At 49.6% G+C, this 23,908-nt stretch carries 20 protein-coding genes; 11 read left to right on the plus strand and 9 right to left on the minus strand.

What is annotated here, in order from left to right; all coding sequences use genetic code 11:
- Nucleotides 1-64: 64 nt before the first annotated feature.
- The gene (locus H70357_RS09635) at nt 65-319 is read left to right on the plus strand and encodes an AbrB/MazE/SpoVT family DNA-binding domain-containing protein (protein ID WP_038588405.1); all 255 of its coding nucleotides are present in this window, start codon (nt 65-67) and stop codon (nt 317-319) included.
- 365 nt (nt 320-684) lie between these two features.
- On the opposite strand, the gene H70357_RS09640 is transcribed toward H70357_RS09635, so the two are convergent.
- Both H70357_RS09640 and H70357_RS09645 read right to left on the minus strand, forming a co-directional pair.
- Nucleotides 685-1,752 carry a phosphodiester glycosidase family protein gene (locus tag H70357_RS09640; RefSeq protein ID WP_038588409.1) on the minus strand — a complete coding sequence of 356 codons (1,068 nt, stop codon included), beginning with the start codon at nt 1,750-1,752 and terminating at the stop codon, nt 685-687.
- The gene (locus tag H70357_RS09645; protein WP_038588412.1) at nt 1,749-2,156 is read right to left on the minus strand and encodes a hypothetical protein; all 408 of its coding nucleotides are present in this window, start codon (nt 2,154-2,156) and stop codon (nt 1,749-1,751) included. The genes H70357_RS09640 and H70357_RS09645 overlap by 4 nt, the downstream gene beginning before the upstream one ends.
- A 281-nt stretch (nt 2,157-2,437) precedes the next feature.
- Here H70357_RS09645 and H70357_RS09650 point away from each other — a divergent pair, with 281 nt between their 5' ends.
- From H70357_RS09650 to H70357_RS09670, 5 genes are all read left to right on the plus strand, one after another.
- Entirely contained in the window at nt 2,438-3,094 is a 657-nt protein-coding gene (locus tag H70357_RS09650; RefSeq protein WP_038588414.1) for a response regulator transcription factor, read from the plus strand.
- A 66-nt stretch (nt 3,095-3,160) separates the two neighbouring features.
- The gene (locus H70357_RS09655) at nt 3,161-4,378 is read left to right on the plus strand and encodes an aminotransferase-like domain-containing protein (protein ID WP_038588417.1); all 1,218 of its coding nucleotides are present in this window, start codon (nt 3,161-3,163) and stop codon (nt 4,376-4,378) included.
- 547 nt (nt 4,379-4,925) lie between these two features.
- Complete coding sequence (locus H70357_RS09660; protein ID WP_038588419.1) at nt 4,926-5,588, plus strand: HAD family hydrolase; 663 nt, start codon at nt 4,926-4,928, stop codon at nt 5,586-5,588.
- A 202-nt stretch (nt 5,589-5,790) separates the two neighbouring features.
- Entirely contained in the window at nt 5,791-6,483 is a 693-nt protein-coding gene (locus H70357_RS09665) for an ABC transporter ATP-binding protein (protein ID WP_038588422.1), read from the plus strand.
- 24 nt (nt 6,484-6,507) lie between these two features.
- Nucleotides 6,508-7,281 carry a hypothetical protein gene (locus H70357_RS09670; protein ID WP_038588426.1) on the plus strand — a complete coding sequence of 258 codons (774 nt, stop codon included), beginning with the start codon at nt 6,508-6,510 and terminating at the stop codon, nt 7,279-7,281.
- 3 nt (nt 7,282-7,284) lie between these two features.
- Here H70357_RS09670 and H70357_RS09675 read toward each other — a convergent pair whose 3' ends face one another.
- Nucleotides 7,285-8,136 carry a DUF2161 family putative PD-(D/E)XK-type phosphodiesterase gene (locus H70357_RS09675; protein ID WP_038588428.1) on the minus strand — a complete coding sequence of 284 codons (852 nt, stop codon included), beginning with the start codon at nt 8,134-8,136 and terminating at the stop codon, nt 7,285-7,287.
- 248 nt (nt 8,137-8,384) lie between these two features.
- Between H70357_RS09675 and H70357_RS09680 the strand changes: the two genes are divergently transcribed.
- The 3 genes from H70357_RS09680 (at nt 8,385) to H70357_RS09690 (ending at nt 16,439) form a co-directional block, all read left to right on the plus strand.
- On the plus strand, nt 8,385-10,280 hold the full coding sequence (locus tag H70357_RS09680) for a PrkA family serine protein kinase (RefSeq protein WP_038588431.1): 1,896 nt from the start codon (nt 8,385-8,387) through the stop codon (nt 10,278-10,280).
- 458 nt (nt 10,281-10,738) lie between these two features.
- Nucleotides 10,739-15,295 carry an S-layer homology domain-containing protein gene (locus H70357_RS34245; RefSeq protein WP_231578468.1) on the plus strand — a complete coding sequence of 1,519 codons (4,557 nt, stop codon included), beginning with the start codon at nt 10,739-10,741 and terminating at the stop codon, nt 15,293-15,295.
- A gap of 256 nt (nt 15,296-15,551) precedes the next feature.
- Nucleotides 15,552-16,439, plus strand: coding sequence for an AraC family transcriptional regulator (locus H70357_RS09690; RefSeq protein ID WP_038599117.1), 888 nt, complete (start codon nt 15,552-15,554; stop codon nt 16,437-16,439).
- 265 nt (nt 16,440-16,704) lie between these two features.
- Here the strand turns inward: H70357_RS09690 and H70357_RS09695 are convergent, their stop codons facing one another.
- From H70357_RS09695 to H70357_RS09720, 6 genes are all read right to left on the minus strand, one after another.
- On the minus strand, nt 16,705-18,099 hold the full coding sequence (locus H70357_RS09695; RefSeq protein ID WP_038588433.1) for a SpoVR family protein: 1,395 nt from the start codon (nt 18,097-18,099) through the stop codon (nt 16,705-16,707).
- 225 nt (nt 18,100-18,324) lie between these two features.
- Nucleotides 18,325-18,648, minus strand: a complete 324-nt coding sequence (locus H70357_RS09700; RefSeq protein ID WP_038588436.1) for a hypothetical protein — start codon at nt 18,646-18,648, stop codon at nt 18,325-18,327.
- Nucleotides 18,645-18,941: a hypothetical protein gene (locus H70357_RS09705; RefSeq protein WP_038588438.1), complete on the minus strand. Its 297-nt coding sequence runs from the start codon at nt 18,939-18,941 to the stop codon at nt 18,645-18,647. Before H70357_RS09705 ends, H70357_RS09700 begins: the two co-directional genes overlap by 4 nt.
- Nucleotides 18,942-19,281: 340 nt before the next feature.
- Complete coding sequence (locus H70357_RS09710; RefSeq protein WP_038588441.1) at nt 19,282-19,545, minus strand: hypothetical protein; 264 nt, start codon at nt 19,543-19,545, stop codon at nt 19,282-19,284.
- 436 nt (nt 19,546-19,981) lie between these two features.
- Nucleotides 19,982-20,995: a bifunctional glycosyltransferase family 2/GtrA family protein gene (locus H70357_RS09715; protein ID WP_038588444.1), complete on the minus strand. Its 1,014-nt coding sequence runs from the start codon at nt 20,993-20,995 to the stop codon at nt 19,982-19,984.
- Entirely contained in the window at nt 20,992-21,963 is a 972-nt protein-coding gene (locus tag H70357_RS09720; RefSeq protein ID WP_038588447.1) for a phosphodiester glycosidase family protein, read from the minus strand. The genes H70357_RS09715 and H70357_RS09720 overlap by 4 nt, the downstream gene beginning before the upstream one ends.
- A gap of 281 nt (nt 21,964-22,244) precedes the next feature.
- Here H70357_RS09720 and H70357_RS09725 point away from each other — a divergent pair, with 281 nt between their 5' ends.
- Complete coding sequence (locus H70357_RS09725; RefSeq protein ID WP_038588453.1) at nt 22,245-22,973, plus strand: response regulator transcription factor; 729 nt, start codon at nt 22,245-22,247, stop codon at nt 22,971-22,973.
- On the plus strand, nt 22,970-23,905 hold the full coding sequence (locus tag H70357_RS09730; protein ID WP_038588456.1) for a sensor histidine kinase: 936 nt from the start codon (nt 22,970-22,972) through the stop codon (nt 23,903-23,905). Before H70357_RS09725 ends, H70357_RS09730 begins: the two co-directional genes overlap by 4 nt.
- Nucleotides 23,906-23,908 lie beyond the last annotated feature (3 nt).

Here is a 23,908-nt window from a genome sequence, read left to right on the forward strand (position 1 = left end):
GAATAGTGCCGAAAAAAGTAGTAGTTACTAATTATTAGTTGAACAGGAGAGGTGTAAGTTAGATATGAAACCTGCTGGCGTTGTTCGGAAAGTAGATCAGCTGGGTAGAATTGTTCTGCCTAAGTCCCTGCGTAAAAGGTATCAAATGAATGAAGGTGACCCGGTAGAAATTCTGGTACAGGGCGACCATATCATTCTGGAGCGTTACCGCCCCAAATGTGTATTCTGCGGATCAATTGAGGGTGTAAGTGAATATAAAGATCGTTATATTTGTGCTGAATGTCTTGGGGAAATGACTCAACTTTCAAGACACGCCTAGAAATTACGCTTTCTCCTGCTGAAAGCAAGCAAATTTAATTGTACATAGTATGGCCGCAGCAGGGTGTCTGCCGCCTCTATTACTAAAAAAAAGCACCGCACAGATGTGCGGTGCTCTTTTTTTGAAGCAGCGAATGCTTGGGTCCATCCAGGCTTTTATAAGCCCTTGGTCTTATCGTCGTTGTAGGAGGAGGTTAGAATTCCGGTCAGGAACAGCAGAAATACCAGGGTTATGATCCAAAAGGTCAAGGAAAACGACATGCTGGACACCTCCATAAGGATCTGTATTCGTTATCCTGATTATAACCTGGTCTATATCAAAAACAAAAGAAAAATGTGAGATGCCGCATAGACAACTGGAAAAAGTTATTTGAAAAACAGGAAACTGGTTGGCACCTGGCGGAGATTCCCGTCCGATGGATTGTTAATAACCTTTCCTCTAAAGATCAGGGACGAAGATCCCCCGCCATCCAGATTGTAGGCATCGATCACACCCATGTTGTACAGCTTGTTCTGGATTTCCTCCAGTGTGGCACCGGAGTTGCCGTTTTCGTTGTAGCCGTCCGCCACGAGCACGAGAAGCTGATCATCCTTGTACTTGCCGATTATGGTGCGCGGGGCACGTTTGGGGCTCGTCTTCCACTTATCCGGGATCACCATCTTGGTGTTGTTCTTCAGCAGGACCGGGACAAAGGTGGCGCCGAACACCGGCTCCAACTGGTCGAGTTGTGTCCGGCTGAAGAATTTGCCGCCGATCAGCTGTCCTGATTTATTCAGGCCAACGAAGCTGAGATCCTTGTAACTCGGCTCGAATCCGTACAAATATTGGCCGCCTACAACGGTTGTGGACAAGGGATAACGTTTACCGCCCTTATCGGCAAATCCTCCGGCATTGATGCCGGCTGTTGCACCGTAACGGTTGACGGCGCGCATGGTAGTTTCAGCTCCGCCGGAGCCGTCTCCGGCCAGGCTCATTTTCATGGCCGAAGCATCCTTCAGCTTGATTTTTAGGGCATAGGCTTTATAGTTGCCGGGATTTAAGCGGTAAAGTTCGATGGTAATGCGATCGCTGTTCACAATATCGGCAGGAATTCCCAGCCTGGCTGAAATTCTCCGGTTATAGATTTGTTCCGGGCGGGATGCCTGGGTTTTGGCGGTATTAACAATGGCATTCATCGCGTTTGTTGTTTGTTTGTAGAGCTGTGCACTGGCACCTATTGAATCTATGGTATAGGAAGCAGAGGCCTCGGCCAGCTTCAAATCATTCTTCAAAGAGGTTGTTAATTCAAGCGGCCCCGGGGCTGCAGCGAACTGTTCTGTGTTCAGCTTCAGGTCAAGCGGCGGCTGATACCACCACAGACAGAGCAATAACCCGAAGAAGGGAGCAGTCAGCAGCATAAAGAACCGGTTGACTCGTTGGACAGGGGTTCTCATTTCAGCAGATCCATCTCTTTCTTCAGGGCATCGAGTTGCTTGCGGACCTCGTTTAACTGGGTATACAGCTTGTTGCTGTTGTCTGTCTTGCTGCTTGCATTGTCTTTGGTAAAGGTGAGCAGTTCATTAAAGCTCTGAACAGTGCTCTGCAATTCCTTCACCTCTTCAGAGAGAACGGCAATTCGCGATTCATAATCGGTCTTCAAAACGGTAAGCTGCTGCTGGCTTTGAGTGCCAAGTTCGCTCAGCACCTGCTGCTTTAGATGGTTGGTATAGCTGTACACGGCATAGAAGCCGAGCCCGATCATCAAAATCCAGAACAGTAAAAACCATTTTACGGAAGGGCCGCTTCTCGCTGCAGTACGGCGCGAGTGTACCGGGGTCGATTCCGCTAGCGGTTGCATTACATCACCTCAGGCTGTTTTTTTTCAAGTCCCCATTCTATCAGACTTTTTGAGTTTTCGCAAAAGTGAAAGAGAGTCTGAAAACGTGAAAAAGTAATTGCATCCTATTAAACTACTGCGATACAATTTCTATAGATTGGAATATCTGATGGGCGTATACAAGGTAAAAGAAGGAAGAAAGGATAAAAATGCAACCATCCTTGCATACGTAATAACCGTAAAACCCCGAGGCGTTTTTCACTCTGGGTAAATTATATAGATAGCAGGAGGTCAGGGAGTTAATGATGAAGGTGTGGCGGGGGATCATCGTGGGATGTCATCCCACAAGTATGCTTGGAACAAAACTGATTTTGGAGGAAGGGGGGGAGCTGGAAATTCTCGGGATGTATTCGACTTGGAACGAAGGCGTTTACAATGTGCGTGAAAGTCAGCCGGATCTGGTGCTGGCGGATTATCAGATGCCGGAAGGAAATGTGGAGAGCATTCTGCCGGAGATGAAGAGCAGTTCGCCAAATTCTCATTTCATCATCATGACGGAAGAAGAGGACAAGACTTTATTTCAGCCGCTGCTTGAGCTTGGGGCAAGCGGAATACTCTCCAAGGGAGCTTCTCCCCGCCAGTTGCTGCTGATGATCGACGGATTGCGGGAAGGTTTCCTCTCTATACCGTTTGACTGGATTGAAAAAGGATTTCGGCTGGCACCATCGTCACAGGGGCTGGATGGTGTCATGCAGCTGACCCAGACTGAGATGTTCATTATGGAGCGTATTGTGCAGGGAATCACTTATGATAAAATTGCCCTTGAAATAGAGGTGAGCCGGCGTTCCATTGACAATTATTTGCGCAAAATTTATGTGAAGCTTGAAGTGTCGACGAGAGCGCAGGCTATCGAGAAGTTTGCTCTTTTCTCAAGGCAGAACAAGCAAATCTACGCATAGGATCACCCTAACGACATATTGCCGGCTGGGCTGGAATATTCTTGGTACCAGGGGAGGGGGGAACATATGAGATATGAGTTTTCTGCCCGCGCACATACCTTGCTGTCTTCACCGCTGTTGAGTATCCGCACCAAGACGCGCCGGGGCACGTTGATTTCACTGGCGGAAGAGCTTCCGGCGGAAGAATTGTTCCCGTTGTCCTTGCTTGCCGAAACCGCGTCTACAGTCATCTCCGCAGATGCCGGGGCACTGCAGTACGGTGATCCGGAAGGGTACGGTCCGCTGCGGGAGTGGCTTACCGGGGATTGGCTGAAAGCCAAAGGTGTGGCTGTTGCCGAGGGCGGAGTTCTTCTGACAACGGGAAGTCAACAAGCCATCGATTTGCTGTCCAGGGTATACATAGATCCCGGAGACCGGGTTCTTGTAGAGAATCCCACCTCACCAGGCATTCTGCAGGCGCTCCGTATGCAGGGTGCGGTGATTATTCCCGTGCAGGGAGACAGGGACGGCCTGCTGCCGGAGCATCTGCGTGCCCAAATCCGGCAGCACCGGCCTAAGATGCTGTTTGCAACACCGAGCTTTACGAATCCAAGCGGTATTCTCTGGAGCCTGGCAAGACGCAAGGAGGTGCTGGAGCTGTGTACCGGCCATAACGTGCTGATTGTCGAAGACGATTCCTATGGTGATCTGCATTTTCAGCGTTATGGCCAGCATCCGTCCGTAAAATATCCGTCGCTTTATGCGCTGGAGAATGTAAGCGAGGGTGGACATGTGCTCTATATCGGTTCTTTCAGCAAAACGGTCGCGCCCGCTCTGCGGACGGGCTGGGCGGCAGGCAGCCGGGAGCTTATCGGCATGATGGCTGCCGCAAAGCAGATGGCCGACTGGCAGTCCAGCTCCCTAAATCAGCGGCTGCTGCATCATCTGCTGGATGTCACCTCTTTTGATCTGCGCGAGCATATTGCCCTCTTGAACCGGGAATACAATACCCGCCTCAAGCTAATGGCTGAACTGCTGAAGCGTCCGGCCTGGAAGAGCAGCACCTATAGTCTGCCGGAAGGCGGCATGTTCCTGTGGGTATCGCTGCCGGCTGGGCTGGACGCTATGGCACTGCTTAAGGCCTCGCTGGTTAAAGGCGTAGCTTTCCTGCCCGGCCCGTTGTGTTGTGTCAGCGGCGGCGGCAACCGCATCCGCCTCAACTTCAGCCATCCCGGCCGGGATGAGCTGCTGCTGGGCATGAACCTGATGAGCGAGGCCGTGACGGAGTTTACGGCCCGGAGCTAAGGGGAATAGGGTTATTGATGACAGCTGGGTTGATTGGTTAGAGTTTAGAAGTTAGAGGTTGTAGTTTGTGACATATGAGAGGCTATGAGTAGCGTCTGCTGTATTTAGTACAATAGATTCCCTGTTTTTGGCAGTCTGATAGGATTCTGTTGCATTCTGTGCAGGAGAATTGGGCGAGAATGGGCTTTTTGGGTGAACATGGGGTCGTGATCTCTACCCTATGAGCGAATTACGCGATAATTGCACTTTATACATCTAAAACTCCATATGGATGGGCGAATGAGGAGATAGCTGCACTTCGTACAACTAAATAGATGTCATTCGGGCAAAACGAAAGGATTCGCCATTTTTAATTGCAGAGCATACAACTATATCTTTGAAACAACTATATTGCTCCCGAATAGCTGCACCAAATACACTTATCTGAACTCGGAGCAAGCAACCTAAACCAGAGTTCATCCGCAGCAAACAACAATCAAGAGGTTGGCGGGAGTCAGCGGCCGATAATCTTAATAATCAACGCGCTTACGTGTGGAAGGGCAGGAAGATGGAAATTAAAGCGGTGCTCTTCGATCTGGATGGAACGTTATTGGACCGCGAGTCCTCTCTGGTCTCTTTTGTCCGCGATCAGTATGAACGATATCCACAATTTCATTCTGTTGCCAAAGAAAAATTTCTGCAGCGGTTTGTCGAGCTGGATCAGCACGGTTATGTCTGGAAAGATAAAGTGTATCAGCAGCTTCTTGAGGAGTTTTCTATCCGTGAGCTAAGCTGGGCAGAACTTTTGAATGATTATCTGCATGGTTTCCAAGGACATTGCATCGGATTTCCTAATATGATGAGTATGCTTACAACCTTAAAGGCAAACGGAATCAAACTCGCGCTGGTATCCAACGGCTATGGACAATTCCAATATGATAATTTTCAAGCTCTGGGGATCAGCCCTTTGTTTGATGAGGTGTTGATTTCAGAGTGGGAAGGTCTGCGCAAGCCGGATCCGGCGATTTTCCTTCGGGCATTGACTAAGCTAGGGGTTACGGCGGAGGAAACGCTGTTTGTCGGCGACCACCCGGACAATGATATCCGGGCGAGCCGTGCCGCAGGTCTCAGAGCAGCATGGAAACAAAGTACACAGTTTTCTACGGATGTAGAGGCGGATGTAATATTTGAAGATCTTAAGGAATTAGTTCAGTATGTAATAATTGATTAATAACAAATCGTTGGATATTGGCAGTGTGCAGGCTGGTATTGGTGAAAAAGGCAAGTCTTCCGGTATGGGGGGCTTGCTTTTTGTTTATGCAAATACATGGCATTTCAGCGCAGCTTGCAGGGATGTTTCGAGTACAGGAGTCTAATGATTTGGAATGTATATATATGGATATAAGAAAGACCGAATGAAGAGGAGGGGCAATGTGGAAAATGTACTGGAATGTGCGAATCTGACGAAAATGTATGGAAAAAAGGCTGCTTTAAACGGACTGAATTTAACAGTTCCCAAGGGAAGTATAGTAGGGCTGTTGGGGCCGAACGGGGCGGGGAAAACGACGCTTATGAAGCTGATCGTGGCTTTGCTGCGGAATTATAAAGGGACGATTACAGTCGGTGGGCAACATCCCGGTGTGGAAACGAAAAAGATTGTATCCTATCTGCCGGACAGAGAATTTCTGTATTCATGGATGAGTATTGAGGAGTGTATTGATTTTTATCATCACGCTTTTGCCGATTTTCAGCGGGACAAGGCCTGCGGAATGATAGAGATGCTCGGATTGAATCTTAAAGATAAGGTGAAGTCCCTGTCCAAAGGAATGCAGGAGCGTGTGAGCTTATCGCTTACGTTTGCACGCCGGGCCCAATTATTCGTACTTGATGAACCATTAGCGGCTGTCGATCCATCAACGCGTGATAAAATCATGCAGATTATCCTGGATAATTTTGACCCTGACAGCTCCATTCTGATCAGCACCCACCTGATTCGCGATGTCGAAAGCCTGTTTACGCATATAGCGATTGTGGACGAAGGAAGAGTGCAGCTGCAGGGGAGCGTGGAGGAATTGAAACGGGAGTATGGCCTGCCCATTGAAGATTTGTTTAAAAGCATCGTTTAACCATTTGAGAAGGGGAGTAGTTACGTGATTCTAGTCCATCAATTTAAACTGGAGTGCAAAAGACATTTTGCAATGTTCGCCTCGTTAACCGGATTAAGCTGCTTAATCAACCTGTATTTCCTGTTCAGCTCAGGCCAAGATCTGGCATTTCTGATTCTCACCGTAAACATGGTCATCGGTATTCTGATCCCGGTGTACATCTATGTGGATTATTACAGGGAATTCTTCACGGGTACGATGCCGGTTAATCATATGCTGCCTGTCAAGACTTCATCGCTGTTTCTGGTGAAATCGGCTGTTTTTATGCTCGGCACCACGGCGGTATGGTCGACGACATTGCTGGAGGTGTTTTTAAATCCTGATGGCTTATATCAGGCGAGGATTGCTGATTCGGCCAGTCCGGCGCTAGGAATCCTGTATCTGTTGTTGTCCAAGCTGTGCAGTATTCCTGCCGGACTGGCCTTAATAGGACTGGCGCTGGCTGCAGGCAAAAGACAACGCAAACCGTTGTTAAGCCATCTCTGCATTGCTGTCCTGATTGTTGCGGTTGTTGCTGTCCAGTTCGCTCTGGTTATTCAGGACAGCTCGCACTGGAGCTTAGGAACGTCGGCTAATGAGTCCTTCAAGCAATACGCCAATCTGCTGACGGTCAGTCCCATCTATCAGGAGCAGGCGGCCAATATTAACGATACGATCAGTTGGCAGTCTATTGGCATGAATCTGCTGGTCGCCTGCGTTGCAGGCAGCGGGGCAGCCCTTCTGCTGAACGGACGGAAATATGAGCTGTATGGAAAATAAAGTTTAGGCTCGGCTTCCGGTGATATTCGCATATTCGATCAGCGCCGCTGTTCCGGCGGCCGTGAGCGTGTAGCGGCCGCGCCCCACCCGGAAGAACCACCCATAGTAGTTCTTCTGCAGGAATGCGGCGGCGCCCGGCACGCCGCTTCTCTTGCGCAGCTCGGCGGGTGTGACGCCGAGCGGAGCTTTCGCCCGGCTGTCCGCAGCCGCCGGGCCTAAGGCAGACACAGCAGCGGCGTCCGCTGCTGCGTCTGCCTCTGGCGCGCCGCCGCGTCCGGCGCGCTTCGCGGCGAGGCCGGCCGCCGCAAGGGCGGCTTCGGCCTCAGCGGCCTGCAGCGCGAGCGCCACGCGCAGCGCCTTCTCGCGGTAGGCCGTCACGAGCTTGACGCGCGTGCTGCCGCCGGTGTTGTAGTCACCGCTGCGCTCGCGGAACTCGTAGAGCAGCCGCTCGCGCCGCCGTGTGCGGCTGCGGGGCTGGGGCGGCGCGTCGCCCGGCTCCGCGAGCACCTCGACCAGCGGTGCCTTGGTCTTGTAGAAGACGACAGTGATCAGTCCAAGGCCAAGGCGGCGGCATAGCCCGCTGAGTTCGCCCCAGCGCTGGTTCACCGCGCCTTTTTTGTCACGCACGCGCTCCACGGCGAGATAAACGTTGGGACTTAACCGCAATCGTTCAACCCCCTGCAGCAGCAGGGCGAGGTTGAACGATTTTTTCATCTCCACGATCAGCGGCTGCTCCTCACCTTCACGCAGTCCAACCAAATCACAGGTCCGCACCTCGCCTTTGATGTCATAGCCTTGTCTCTCAAAAAAACTCTTCAAAGGAGCATATAGCTCCGTTTCATGCTTTACGGCCATATTTGTCACTCCTGTGTCCTAATGTTGCGTCCCCGGCTGAATCTACAGGTTTACGGTTGAATGGCAAAGTGTCTGAATAAGCTTGGAGGACAAGCCCGCACTTTGTGCCGGTATTTTATAAGGGAAATCATGATGCTCTATTATAGCACAGCAAAAAAGAGGTAAACTATTCCGGGCTCGCCGCATAGGTATGTAATACACTTTTAAAGCTGTGGAGCAAGTAGGAGCGCAAGAGGAGGTAGCGAGCAATGGATATTTTTGAGCGTATAGCTTCGTATCGGGCTGAGAACGACCGTTTGGCGTGGAGCGGCACCTTCAAGGACTATATAGAACTGCTGAGAAAAGACCCCTCTCCCGCTAAAACAGCTCATTCCCGCGTATACGACATGATCAAGTCACACGGCGTAGAGGACATTAATGGACGCAAGCGGTATAAATTTTTTGAGCAGGAGATTTTTGGACTCGACCGGGCGGTGGAGAAGCTGGTGGAGGAATATTTTCATTCCGCAGCCCGGCGTCTAGACGTACGCAAACGGATATTGCTGCTTATGGGACCGGTCAGTGGAGGGAAATCGACATTGGTTACGCTGCTGAAACGTGGCCTTGAGCAGTATTCGCGTACGGATGCAGGAGCGGTGTATGCCATTGAAGGCTGCCCGATGCATGAGGACCCGCTTCATTTGATTCCGCTGGAGCTGCGCCCGGAGATCGAGAGAGAACTGGGTGTGCGGATCGAGGGCAATCTCTGCCCTTCCTGCCAAATGCGGCTGAAGAATGAATACCATGGCGACATCGAGCAGGTGAAGGTTGTACGGGTGCTGCTGTCGGAGGAGGAGCGGGTGGGCATCGGGACCTTCAGTCCGTCCGATCCGAAGTCGCAGGATATCGCTGACCTCACAGGCAGCATCGACTTTTCCACGATTACCGAATTCGGTTCGGAATCCGATCCGCGCGCCTACCGCTTCGACGGGGAACTGAACAAAGCGAACCGCGGAGTGATGGAGTTCCAGGAAATGCTCAAATGCGATGAGAAGTTTCTGTGGAACCTGCTGTCGCTGACCCAGGAAGGCAACTTTAAGGCCGGGCGCTTCGCATTGATATCGGCGGACGAGATGATCATCGCCCACACGAATGAAACGGAGTACAAATCCTTTATTTCCAACAAAAAGAATGAAGCGCTTCAGTCCCGCATGATCGTCATGCCTGTGCCGTACAACCTGAGAGTGTCGGAAGAGGAAAAAATCTACGCCAAGCTGATCGCCCAAAGCGACATGAAGCATGTGCATATTGCGCCCCACGCGCTGCGCGCCGCTGCGATTTTCTCAATCCTGACCCGCCTGAAGGAGAGCAAGAAGCAGGGGATGGACCTGATCAAAAAGCTGCGCATGTATGACGGCGAAGAGGTTGAAGGCTACAAGGAAGCCGACCTCAAGGAGATGCAGACCGAATATTTGGATGAAGGCATGTCTGGCATCGACCCGCGTTATGTCATCAACCGGATTTCCAGCGCCCTGATCAAAGGCGACCTACAGTGCATGAACGCACTGGATGTGCTGCGGGCGATCAAGGATGGCTTGGATCAGCACCCCTCGATTACCAAGGAGGAGCGGGAACGGTATCTGAATTTCATTTCCATCGCCCGCAAGGAATACGATATTCTGGCCAAAAGCGAAGTGCAGAAGGCGTTCGTTTACTCTTTTGAAGAGTCCGCCAAAACGCTGTTCGAAAATTATCTCGATAATATCGAAGCCTTCTGCAACTGGGCAAAGATTCGTGATCCTCTGACGGATGAGGAGATGGAGCCGGATGAGCGGCTGATGCGCTCCATTGAAGAGCAGATCGGCATTTCCGAAAATGCGAAAAAAGCTTTCCGTGAAGAAATCCTGATCCGTATTTCCGCCTATTCCCGCAAAGGCAAAAAGTTCGAGTACAACAACCACGACCGGCTGCGGGAAGCGATCGAGAAGAAGCTGTTTACCGATCTCAAGGATATCGTCAAGATTACCACCTCCTCCAAAACGCCGGATGAAAGCCAGCTCAAACGGATCAACGAGGTATCCAGACGCCTGATCGACGAGCATAACTACTGCCCGATCTGCGCCAACGAGCTGCTGAAATATGTCGGAAGTTTGCTGAACCGGTGACCGCATTCATTAGGCACATTCTCCAATAAAGAAATCTGCAAGCTGCATACTTTTGTATGTAACTGCAACACTGCGGACTGCCATGAGGCGGTCCTTTTTGTGGTGTTCTTTTAAGTAAAATGTACTGCTGAACGCCCATGCAAAACGCCCATGCAAAACGCTGAAGCAGAAAGCTGGTGCACGATACATGCTGAACTTGCCAAAGGGGCAACGGAGCGTACAGCACTGACTTATGTACTTTGAGCTCATATACCCAGATTCACGGACCGTATAGTCCTTGTGATGCTGCAAATACCGTTAAATATAGCGAATATGGAGAAATAGCCACCAAAAATACATACAAAAGTCGACATTTTCATAGGAATATCAGTTTTTTCTTATAGTCGAAATTTAGGAGATCGTGTAATTTAATAGCGGATTCATTTTTTTTATCATTGGAGGGAAGAACGTTGTCGAAGATGAAGATTGTGAAGAAAGGTTTTGTCTTATTAATTGTGATTTGTTTCACGATATCTCCCTACGCTTCCGTATTCGCCGGGACGGCTTCGGATATTTCCGGGAATTGGGCCGAACCGCAAATTAGCAAGTGGATGGAAAAAGGCTTCATCTCCGGATATCCGGATGGCCGCTTTAAACCGGCTAATCCCATCACCAGAGCCGAACTGGTTTCATTAGTTAACAAATCCTTTGGATTTGTGGAGAGCAAGTCCGTGGAGTTCAAGGATGTGGCAGCTTCAAGCTGGGTGTATCCGGAGTTGTTAAAAGCAAATGCTGTTGGATACATTAGCGGATACGGCAACGGCTCTTTTGGACCGGGCAACAAGGTTACCCGGCAGGAATTAGCGGTCATTGTCAGCAAACTGCTCGGGTTGACTGCATCAGCAGATGCCAACTTCAGCGATACAGCGGATAGTCCGGCGTGGTGCAAAGACGCTATCAGTGCAGTGCAGGAGAAGGGGATTATGCAGGGCTTTGCAGACAACAGCTTTCATCCGGGTGATCGGGCGACCCGCGCCGAGGCTGTAGTTATTCTGGATAGAGCTCTGGACATACATAATTCAGCAGTAAGCGTAACATACAGTACACCAGGGACCTATGGCCCTGAAGCAGGGAATGCCGCCACCCTTCAGAATGTTATCATCAACTCACCGGATATTAAACTCCGGAATACGATGATCAGCGGTAATTTACTCTTAGGAGAAGGTATAGCAGAAGGCGAAGCGGTCCTTGAGAATGTGACTGTCAAGGGAACGACTACCGTCTCCGGCGGCGGTGCTCGCAGCATTCATTTTGACAAGAGCATTCTTGGCACGGTCATCATCGACAAAAAGAATGGCAGTGTAAGAATTGTGGCAGAAGGAACGACGACGGTTGCCAATCTGCAGGTTCAATCGGAAGCGGCGATTGAATCGATCACGGGGGCAGCTGTAGGTGTAGTAACCTTATCGAAAGAGCTGCCGGCAAACGCCAAGATAAGCTTGAAAGGCAGCTTTAAGGAAGTCAACATTCAAGCACATAATATTGCTGTAGATATTCCTGAAGGCACGATTCAGAGTCTAAACGTGGCTAAAGAAGCCACAGGCAATAAACTGAAGAATGAAGCCAGCATCACAAGGATGAATATCAATACTGGCCTGGATGTTACAGGAAAAGGTAAAATTGACACTGCGGTCATCAATGCCGTGGGCATTACGATGGAAACTTCGCCAGTCAAGCTGGAAGCTGGTAAAGACAGCGGCTCCGATGTTAAGGTCAAGATTGGCGGTGTTGACAAATCGGCTGTGACGCCATCACCAACAGCGGCGGGAAACACTAATCCTGCTGTACCGCCGACAACTGCAACCCCAACCCCAGCGGCGACAGCAACACCAGCCGCGACAGCAACGCCAGCCGCAACCGCAACTCCTGTGGCGACAGCAACGCCAGCGTCGACAGCAACACCAGTGGCGACAGCAACGCCAGTGGCGACAGCAACACCAGCGTCGACAGCAACGCCAGTGGCGACAGCAACGCCAGCGTCGACAGCAACGCCAGTGGCGACAGCAACACCAGTGGCGACAGCAACGCCTGTGGCGACGGCAACGACGCCAGTGGCGACAGCCACAGCCAAGCCAACCGCAAAACCAACAGCGACCCCGCCGCCAGCATTAAGCGGCAATGTTAAGGGGAGTTTTACGTATGCAGACGGATCGATGGTTGAAGAGGGAACTCTGTATCTATACAGGCTGAAGAATGGAGTAGGAATCACCTATGAAGCAGAGCTGAAGAACGGTTGGTTTGGAATAGAGCTACCGGACGGCAAGTATTACTTGAACCAGCTTTATACCGGAGGGAATCAAGAGGTTATTGCTTTGTCCCGTCAATTTACTGTCGCTGACGGTAAGCTGGATTCAGGGACGCTGCAGCTGACCTTGTCTCCGAAATTGTCAGGAACCTTTCAATTTGCCGATGGCAGCACAATCAGCAATGGAAGTCTGAGCATCAACAGCGTCAATACCAATCCTTCTTCCAATTACAGTGTTGTGGTCCGGAATGGGGACTTCAATCTGTACCTGCCTGATGGCAATTATCAGGTCAGCAGTTTATATAAACACGATAGCCAAGAGAGCATTTCAGTGAACTATACGTTCACCATTACAGGAGGACAATCTTCACCGAGTCCGCTAAGCATTACGCTTCCTGCAGCTGTTACAGGAACAATCAACAATTCCGACGGAACACCGGTTGCTTCCGGAAGGCTGTATGTGAACCGGACAGATTCCGGTACTTACTCAACCTATTTTGCCGAAATTAAGGATGGAGAGTTCACCCTCTACTTGCCGGACGGAAATTACCGTACCTACAATCTTAACACTCCCGAGGAACAGATGATTGGTTTCTACCAGTCATTCAGCGTGTCCGGCGGCAAGACGAGTCCGAACCCGTTTGAAATAATGCTGCCGAAGCTGTTTACAGGAAAGTTAAGCTATTCGGATGGAAGCTCTGTCGGCAAAGGTTCAGTGTTCCTGCTGAACACAACGAACGGAAACGGTTATATCAGCTATTCTTCCGAGGTAATAGATGGCCAATTTAGCGTCTACTTGCCAGACGGCACGTATAAGTTGACCGAATTCAATAATTATGATAACTCTGAAAGAATATCGCTGAACTACAGCTTCACCATAGCTGACGGTCAGCCAGCTCCGGATCCCATTAAGGTTGTCGTTCCCAAGAAGCTTACGGGAACTGTTGTGGATAGTGAAAACCAGCCGGTGAACTCCGGCAGGCTGTATGTGCGTACCACAACCACTCCCGTAGTCGAATATGCTACAGCTATCAAAGACAGCAGGTTCACCCTGTATCTCCCTGATGGCTCATATCAGGTATATACGTATTATGACAGCCAAAACAACATGACCCCACTCAGCTATTCATTTACAGTGCTAGACGGACAAACCGTTCCAAGCAATTTAAATCTAATTATTCCTTCGAAAAATGTGACGGGGACTGTGAAATATTCGGATGGCAGAGTGGTTGAGAATGGAACGGTCTACATTTTTGATCAAGATCCCTCAAATCCTACTTCTGTCGGTGCCAAAGTGAAAAACGGCTCTTTCAGCGTCTATCTGCCGGATGGAGATTATAAGATTAGCAGCTACTATAGCGAAGACAGCAATGAATCGCAACAGGTCTCTTATACCTTCAAAGTTGTGAATAACAAAAGCTTACCTGATCCGTTGTCTGTAGTCGTGCAGCTCAAGAACTTAACGGGGACGTTGCAATTCGAGGATGGTTCAACAATAAAGGATGGGTTTCTGTCCATTACAGAAGAGACCACCCAAGCCTTTGTAACGATTCAAGTGAAGGACGGGAAGTTCAGCTCTTATTTGCCTGACGGCAAGTATAAAGTGGACAGATACAACGTCACAGGCTCACAGGAGAATATGTATCTCACCTACAACTTTACGGTAGCCGGAGGGAAACCGGTCCCGGCTCTGCTGGATATTAAAGTCCCCAATTATAATGTAACGGGTACACTTAAATATCCGGACGGATCAATGGTTCCCGATGGCATATTGTCAGTCAGAGGTCAGACGGCAGGAGCCAGAACTTCTGTGGCTAAAGGACAATTTACACTTACCTTGGCGCCGGGTAAATATGATGTGTACAGTTACAATGATTCAGCTATTCCGGCCTACTCGTTCGAAATTGTTGATAAGCAAATGAAAACCCTGGATATTACCATCCCTTTCAAGAGCGAGATTAAGGTAACCTATGCTGATGGTACAGCACTTGGTAGGAGCTACTTAAATATCAGCACTGATGGAGGGACATATACGAGCTACGGTACTTCTTCACAAGATGGCGTATTCAGTCTTTATCTTCCCGATGGAAAGTATAAGATATATAGTGTAACCGTTAATGATACCAGGGAGAATATTCCATTACATACTGGCATCACTGTAACTGATGGACATCTTAACCCGCAGCCGTATATTCTGAAGCTTCCTCCAAAAGTTTCGGGCTCAATCATTAGTGCAGATGGAACTCCAGTTGCCAATGGAACAATTCATCTCCACAGTGTCGGGGGCAGCGAATACAAGGCATACTCTGCTGTAATCAAAGATGGAAAGTTCTCCTTGTATCTCCCGGAGGCTGATTACACAGTGGATAAATTTATTGACGAAGCCAGTCAGAAGGACATTAAAATCTACTATTCCTTTAGTGTTGCAGCTGGACAGTCAGTGCCCAATCCGCTTGTGATTACCGTGCCTGTGGAGTATTCCGGTACAGTTACTAAAGGCGGTAAACCTATGACTGGCGTTGTTCTATACTTGCATGATACTGACAACAAGAACTCGTATTCAGGACAAATAAAAGACGGGGAATTCACCGTACTCTTGCCTGACGGAAACTACCAGCTCGATAGGGTCAATGACATGAATAACTTTAAGGATTATACGCTCGATCTGAAGTTCAAAGCCGCAGCCGGGGTCATAGATCCCGGGGGCTCTCTGACCATTACGATTCCTTAAGCACATCTCTTGCACAGCAACACAATATGTTGAAAAGTATCATATATACAACAGGCAAGCCTCCGGTATACGGGGCTTGCCTGTTTTTTTTAGCGTGTGCTGCCGAACAGTTGTCTTCCTATCTTCCGGTAAGCCGGTTTACTCCTTCATTGATTGTATATGCCGCTTAAATTGCTTCTTAGCAAACGAGGAACAGCCTGCTTGCAAACTGCTTGTTATAATGAAATCACCGTACGGGGAAAGGCTGGGTGACTCATTGAATTACAGCAAGGATATTGAGAGATGTATCGATTATATTGAGGAAAATATCAAAGACAACCTGACTGCTGAGAAGATTGCCGCCGAGGCCGGATATTCGCTATATCATTTTAGCCGGGTATTCAGTCTGTGCAAGGAGATGTCTGTAATGGAATATGTACGGAGCCGGAAGCTGTCACTGGCAGCGGTCGAATTGTTCAGCGGACGGAGAATTATTGATATTGCGCTGGAGTATGGCTTTGAGACGCCAGGCGGATTTACCAAGGCGTTTCGCAAGGCCTATGGCTATAGCCCATCGCAGTATGCGTCCCGTATGGACGGTTATCTTCAGGGCGGTTCTGTTGTCAAAATCGGAGGTTATTTAATGAATCCAGTTATTATGCATAAACCGGCCTTTAAGGTCGCTGGTTACGGTATTGAAACCAATGTGGCCGAAGGCAATTATACCAAGGATATCGCTTCTTTCTGGAGCCATTATGATGGAGAGAACCTGGAATCAAAGATGTATGAAATTCTCGCACCCCCAAGGCACGGAGAAGTCGGCTTATGTGTTCCGGCCGCTGAGAGCGGAAACGCCACTTATCTGCTTGGCGTGATCGTTGACGATTTTAGCCAGGTGACCGATGAGATGCTGACAGTTGAGGTGCCTGAGGCAGACTATGCGGTATTCACCACACCACCCGTAGATACTTCGGTAGAGAAGGATCAGGGGGATTTTGTTCAGGTGATTAAGAGCACCTGGAAGTATATTTTTGAGGAATGGTTCAAGGGCAGCGGGTATGTCTATGACGAAGGCAAGCTAGATTACGAGTTCTACGACGAACGCTGCCATTCCAGGGTGGATACGGTGATGGAGATTTATGTTCCGGTGAGGGTGCGACTTTAACATTTGAAAGATGGGCAAAGGCTGCCGGTGAATGAGCTTCACTGCGCGAATATTTGGACTTCCGGCCGCTGTTAAGGTTGGATTTCTTGATTTGAGCCGCTGTGCAGCGGTGGAAATCCAACCTTAAAGGCGGACGCTATCGCTCCTGCAGTTCCAAAATTCTCTCCGTTACGCTCACCTCCACAGCCTTTGCCTGTTTTCCTATTGTTAAGGTCGCTGTGGGTAGCGACCTTAAGAAAAGCCCGCTCGCACAAAATATGTGCTACTACACAAACTTGCGCTGCACCTTTTTACCGTCATAGGTAAAAAGGGCTTTTTTGTCTTCTACCACGGTTTGGAGGTGCACCGTCCGGCCCCAGAGGGCATAGATATGCGGGAGCGTGCGTTCCAGATATTTCAGGTCAAGCTCAATACTCTCGTAGCGGTGGGCGATCAGCAGTTCACCATTGCGCTCGTAATCGGCATCCTGAACAACAAGGTAGGGAGAACCGCCGTTGACCCGGGCAAGCACAAGCTGGTCGCGTACATTTTCCCAGGCCTTGTCGGTGATTTTCCATTCCGGGCCTTTTTTCTCAAAGACATAGAGGTCGAGGTCATTAACCAGCTCTTTGGACAGGTAGCTGCGGATAAACGAAATGTCCGAATCCAGTTCACGTACCTCAAACATTTTGTCACGGTCCCAGCGGCGTTCGATGTCTTCAAAGATTTTGAGCCCCAGATAGTAAGGGTTCAGGCTCTGGCGCGAAGGCTGCACGACTGAGGAATTGAGCTTCGAGTATTCAATTGTCTCCTCAGGAGTCAGGTCCAGCTCGCGCATGATCCGCTGATGCCAATAGGAGGCCCAGCCTTCGTTCATGATCTTGGTCTCCATCTGCGGCCAGAAATAGAGCATTTCGTCACGCAGCATCGTCATAATGTCGCGCTGCCAGTCCTCCAGCACGGTCGAATACTGCTGGATGAACCAGACGATATCCTTCTCCGGCTCAGGCGGGAAGGCCCGTTTTCCTGCGGTTTCCGCTGCCTGCGGCTCTGCTGAAGCCGTATCCAGATTCCATAGCTCACTATAAGGACTTGGCGCAGCGGTACCGCCGGCTGGGGCATCCTTGCGTTCCTTCATCTTGGCTTCCAGCAGATGGGTTTTGCCCAGCTTGCGCGGCTGGATCAGACTGGGGTCAATATGCTCCTGTATTGCCAGCACAGAGTCGATGAAGCTCTCCACAGCATCCGTTCCGTAGGTCACCGAGTAGCCGGCAATCCGGTCGGCTGTGGCTGACATACTCTCGACCATATCCCGGTTGGACATGGAGAAGCGCATGTTGTTCTTGAAGAAATCGCAATGCGCCAGCACATGCGCGACAATCAGCTTGTTCTGGATCAGCGAGTTTCCGTCCAGCAGGAAGGCATAACAGGGATTGGAGTTAATGACGAGCTCATAGATTTTGCTTAGTCCGAAATCGTATTGCGATTTCATTTTGTGAAATGTTTTTCCGAAGCTCCAGTGTCCAAATCGGGTAGGCATTCCATAGGCTCCGAACGTGTAAATAATATCGGCAGGACATATTTCATAACGCATCGGGTAAAAATCCAGCCCAAATCCGGTCGCAATCTCCGTGATCTCGGCAATCGCCCGCTCCAGCGCTTTAATCTCATCCCCGGGCATGAATCCATCGCTCCTTCCAGCTTGCTGTGTTTGCTGCAACCTATTCCGGCTAGACCGCAGAGGTTCCGTTAGATCGGTACTGTTCTTCTTAATGTATATGGGAGGAGGGGAGGGAGTATGATGCCGTGAATCGGGAGTTGGATAAATAGACTTCATGTAAATTGGAGTATGTAATCGAAGAGTTAAAAAAATAGCTTAACAATAAACAGTCAGTTTATTGTTAAGCTATTCTTCATCAGGGTCAATTCCCCAAAATATATAATGAGACAGTCCAGTATTTGCAAAGTAACAAGCATCTACATACACTTCCCGAAGATCCTCGTCAATCCTGTAAATAATAATCACATTGCCGATTAACACCCAAAAGTATTCATTAAACTCAAAGCCAGGGAAGTCAGAAACTCCATCAGCTTTATACTTGGGTTCATCGGCCAATACAGATTTTGAACGTCTAAAGACATTCATGGAATCTACTTTAAATTCCTTCATTCGGGCAAGAGCTACCCGAGCGTAAGTGGTCCAGAGAACCTTGAATCGGTCAGATTTCATTCTTGGGCCTCTTTCAGTAATTGTGTAAACTCCTCTTCGCTATCACTGTATGTGGAAACTCCATCCTTGCGATCCTTCTGAGCTTGTTGCAGTTGGGACAAAACCCCTTCATCTTTAAAAATGACCGAAGTCATTCGCTTCTTCTGTTCCTCTGTAAATATAGGCTGTTCATCTTTCCTTTGCAGCGTAACGTTGAATCCAAAGTTTTCTTCGATTAGCTGGACCAAATCTTTAAGGTCAACGTAAGATTTTCCCTGAAAGCTCTGTTCTAATTGTTCCTTGGAAATGGACATTCTGCTCACCGCCTTTGTGTAATTATATCACAAACCAATAGCAATCTTATTGTGTTAAGATTACATTTATTAACACATGAATATCATGATTTTCTAGATCTAAAGGGGCCAATCTGTATGAGCCAACACTGTTATGACTTACATGGGACCGTCAATAAAATGACTCGGCATCATTTTCCCTTCGAGGACGACCTGATCCCCAGAAATAGGGTCTATTTGCTCTTTGAAACGGGGGAATACGGCATGAGGCAGATCGGATCGTTCGAGTTGGTACCCACATAGGCCCTAATCTACTTAGGTCGCACTTTTATGTAAATAATGTAAGGGGATTATTTCTTGATTATAGCAAACAAAGTTCTTTAACATATGCAAGTAAGCCACGAAGTGTACGAATCTCAACCTTCAGTTCTTCGTTTGCAGTATGAGACACGATCATGCCATCCTTAGATTGAAGCAGTTCTTTGGTCGCTTCTTTCGGGTCTTGAATGGCACGAATCAGCGCGACTTCTTCAACAAACTTGGTGCTACCTTCGGTATGAGATGCAAGGATTTGCAGCTTGACGTATTGATCGGGATAAATCTTACGAACTTCTTCCCATTGCATTGCTGGCACCTCCAGTTAGGTTGTCCTTTAATTGTAGCAGATAATGGGCAATTAAAAAGCTCTCCATAAACGATGCATTTCGTTCGTGGAGAGCTTATTTGAATACCCGACGATATGACTCGCAGACTTTGGGCTTGAAATTGAACTTGAGCTCTGAACTTTGAGCTTGAACTTGAATTTTGATTTTGATTTAGATCTGAAACCCGACCAAAAGGGAAAGTGACGGAGGGGAAGTTTGGAACTGGAGGAGCGAACGCGTCCGCCTTTATGGACCAATTTCTACCGCGATCAGCGGTTTGTAATCAGGAAATTGGTCCATAACAGCGGCCGGAAGTCCAAACATTCCCCGCAGTCACGGCCGAACCCGAAAGGTATAGCCTTACATTCTTACAGTCTTATAGCCTTTAAGCCTCACAGCCTCTTAATGCTTCCTACCTCAGTACACAAACCTCCTCTGCGCCCAGTAGCTGAACAGGAAGATCGAAACCTCGGTCAACAGCTTGGCGGCGACAAGCGGGATGATCAGCTTTTCATTGTAGAAATAGAGCAGCCCGTAATTGAACAGCAGCACGAGAATGACCAGCGCGAAGTATTTGGGCAGCGATTCCTGGAGCCTGGACGCCTTTCCGCCGGTGAACACATATTTCCGGTTCATGGAATAGTTGAAGATGGAGCTGCACAATCTCGCGGCGGCGACTGACAGGAACAGGTTGTGGCTGAGACTCTGGAACAGGAACAACAGCGTAAAGTCGAGCAGGGCCGACAGCAGCGATGAAGTGCTGAACATTAGGATCGGCAGATAAATCCGGAAGGAATCCACCAGAGGCCGGAAATGGGACGATTTATTATCTTCCAGATACACGGTATCAATATATTTCTCGGTAAGGGTATACCCCTCTCTATGGGCAGTCAGCAGCATGTTCATTTCATACTCAAACCGTTCCCCGGGAATCTGGCACAGCCAGTCAAGCATCGGGAAGGAGAAGCCGCGCAGGCCGGTTTGTGTATCATAGATTTTGGTGCCTGTAGTGAGGGAAAAGACTGCCCGTGTCACCGAGTTGCCGAAACGGCTGCGAAGGGGAATGGTCCCGCTGAACCGGCGGCTGCCCAGCACAATTCCGGGAGTGGTCTGGTTCTGGAGCACCTCGACAATCCGCTTAATGTCATGAGGCAGATGCTGGCCGTCACTATCCGCGCAGACTACATAGCCGGACAGTCCGGTCTCCTGGATATACCGGAAGCCTGTCTTCAGAGCGCGTCCTTTTCCCAGGTTGGCCTCATGCGTCAGGACAGTGCAGCCGAAGGCTTCGGCCATGTCGAAGATTCCGCGGTAAGCCGGGCCGCTTCCGTCATCTACAAGGATGATCGCTCCAAGCTGATACTCTTGCAGCTGCACAATTAATTCCAGCAGTCGTTTATCTGGCTCATAGGCCGGAATAAGGATCGTCATGAGGTTACTCCCTCCTTGATATAAAGAATGTCGCTGACGCCGCGTTCCTGATTTTTGCCCAGCGGATTATTCACAACCCGTCCCATGAAATACATTGTGGATGAACCGCCGCCGTCCAGATTGTAGGCTTCGGTGGCTCCGAGATCCGACATCACAGCAGCAAGCTCGGCGAGGGTCATGCCCCGGCTGTAGCCTTCGCTGCGCCCGTCCACAACAACGAACACATAATGGTTTGGTGCGATCATGCCAATCGCGGTCCGGGGATTCGCATTCTGGATGGAACGGTTGCCGAAATTTCTGTCGATTTTGACACTGCTGAAATCACTGACGATGTTGCCGTCCTGAATCAGAATCGGCCCGAAGGAGAGGGTATTGGTGGCTCCCTGGGCCAGCAGATCGGACGAAGAAATTTCTTCCTCGTCATACGTCTTCATGGTCCCGTCATCGAACAGCGCCATCGCATCCCGCACGGGATCATCCCGGTACACTGTTCCATTGCGGATAATGACCCCATCCTCGCGGAAGCCATAGTAATCGCCGTTGATTGCAAAGACCGCGTTGTTGCTGGAGGCAATCTCTGAGGTGTCCTCTATGATGTTCGTGCCAAAGCTGCTTTCGGCAAAAGCAGAGCGCAGGCTGCTTGCCTCCTTAAGCACGACATCAGCGACAAAATAAGTGATCTGGTCTGAACCGGACCCGGTCTGTACCTGGTCGATCTGGATCTGGATATCGTCACTGGAATAACTCCAGTCGTCGGAAGTCGCGTTAACCTCGGCTGCAACTGTGGCTGCTGCTGTGCTTACGCCGGCTGTGGCTGTGTCATCCGCTACGACGACTTCGACATGTTCGATCAAGTAACGGTCTGCCAGGCTATAGATCACCGTGCCGAGACTCAGGAGGACCACGATCATCACGATCAGAAGTTTGCGTTTGAAACTCCAGGGTTGTTTTTTTCTTATGTTCATCATTGAACCATCACCTCATCATGTAAGTTGTTAAGGTCATCATACCGGGGCTACCTTTAGTGAAACTGAAATAGTAACCGCACCGGACAATTGGTATACTTTAACAGAGATCCGGCCATTTCCAGCAATGATAAGGAGGGTAAAGGCTATGAATCCAGTCCGTTGCGGTTATAAATAAACGATGATGCGATTGAGGGAACCGCTGATTTTAGCTTTTGTATCAAGGAATCTATTGCTATACTTTAACAACAAGACGGTTATTAGAGCTGCTGGGAGGTTCAGTCATGACGCATCGTATACTGCTGGTTGAGGACGATGAAGATATTAGTAGAATGGTATTTTCTTATTTGGTAAAAGAGGGCTATGAGGTGGAGACTGCATTTGATGGTGAGGCAGCGGAAAAGCTTTTTCATCGCGGCGGCGCCTATGATCTGGTTCTGCTGGATCTGATGCTTCCGAAACGAAGCGGCAACGATGTGCTGCAGACGATTCGCCGGGACAGTCTGGTGCCTGTGCTGATCATGTCGGCTAAGGACAGTGATGTGGACAAGGCGCTGGGCCTTGGCTTCGGCGCGGATGATTATATTACGAAGCCGTTCTCGATGATCGAGCTGGCGGCACGGGTGAAGGCGGCGATCCGGCGGGCAGGATATGCCGCTGCTGGAAGTCCTGTTCAGGAAACAGCTGCCGTTCAGGAGCGCGCCAACACGATAGCACTGCGTGGACTCACCGTCGATCTCGATAATTTCTCGGCGCTGAAGAACGGGGAAGAGGTCAAGCTTACGGCCAAGGAGTTCCAGATTCTTAAGCTGTTCGTGAGCAGCCCCGGCCGGGTGTACACCAAAGCGCAGATTTACAGCGTCGTCTGGGAAGACGATTATTACGGGGATGAGAATGTCATTAATGTACATATGCGCAGACTGCGTGAAAAAATTGAAGATGACCCGTCAAAGCCGGAATACATCAAAACGTTATGGGGCATTGGCTACAAGCTGGGGGATGTGCTGGAATGATCGCTTTTTTGAGTGTGGCTATCCTGCTGCTACTGATCGTGATCCTCTGGCAGTACCTGCGTCTGCGGGAGCATTCCCGCCACCTCGATTATATCCATACCAAACTTACGAGCATTGTTGACCGGGGCTCGCACGAAAGGCTGCTTCTGTTCAATAGCAACCCTCATCTGCAAACGCTGCTGACTGATCTCAACAGGCTGCTGGACGTCAATCACAAGGGAGCGGTCGAACTGGCCAAGCTGGAGAAGTCTATGCGCAGCATGCTGGCAAACATCTCCCATGATCTGAAGACTCCGCTGACGGTGGTGCTCGGCTATATTGAAACGATTCTCCATGACGGGAATATAACGGAAGAGGAGCAGGCGCATATTCTGCGGATGATTCATGCCAAGGCAGAAGAGGTGATCCGGCTGATGAACAGCTTTTTTGATCTGGCCAAGCTGGAGTCCGGGGATAAGCAGATCGCGCTGTCGCGGGTGGAGCTGGGCGAGGTCTGCCGGCGGAACATACTTTCCTTTTACGATATCCTGAATGCCAAGGGCAGTGAGGTGGAGATTGGGATTCCGGATGAGGCGATGTACATGATGGGCAACGAGGAGGCGCTGGACCGGGTGCTGTCCAATCTGTTGTCCAATGCGATCAATTACGGGGATGCCGGAGGTGTACTTGGACTCACCCTCTACAGCGCAGGAGACCAGGTGTGCATAGACGTATGGGACCGGGGCAAAGGTATCACCGAAGGGCATCAGGATAAAGTCTTCGAACGGCTCTACACACTGGAGGATTCCCGCAACCGTGACTATCAGGGGAGCGGCCTTGGGCTGACCATCACCAAACGGTTGACCGAACAGATGAACGGCAGCATTACCTTACGCAGCAAACCTTACGTCAAAACGGTATTTACGCTTTCTTTTCGCAGGCTGACCTTCTAAAAA

Source organism: Paenibacillus sp. FSL H7-0357, assembly GCF_000758525.1.
In the GTDB taxonomy this organism is placed as follows: Bacteria; Bacillota; Bacilli; order Paenibacillales; family Paenibacillaceae; genus Paenibacillus_AQ.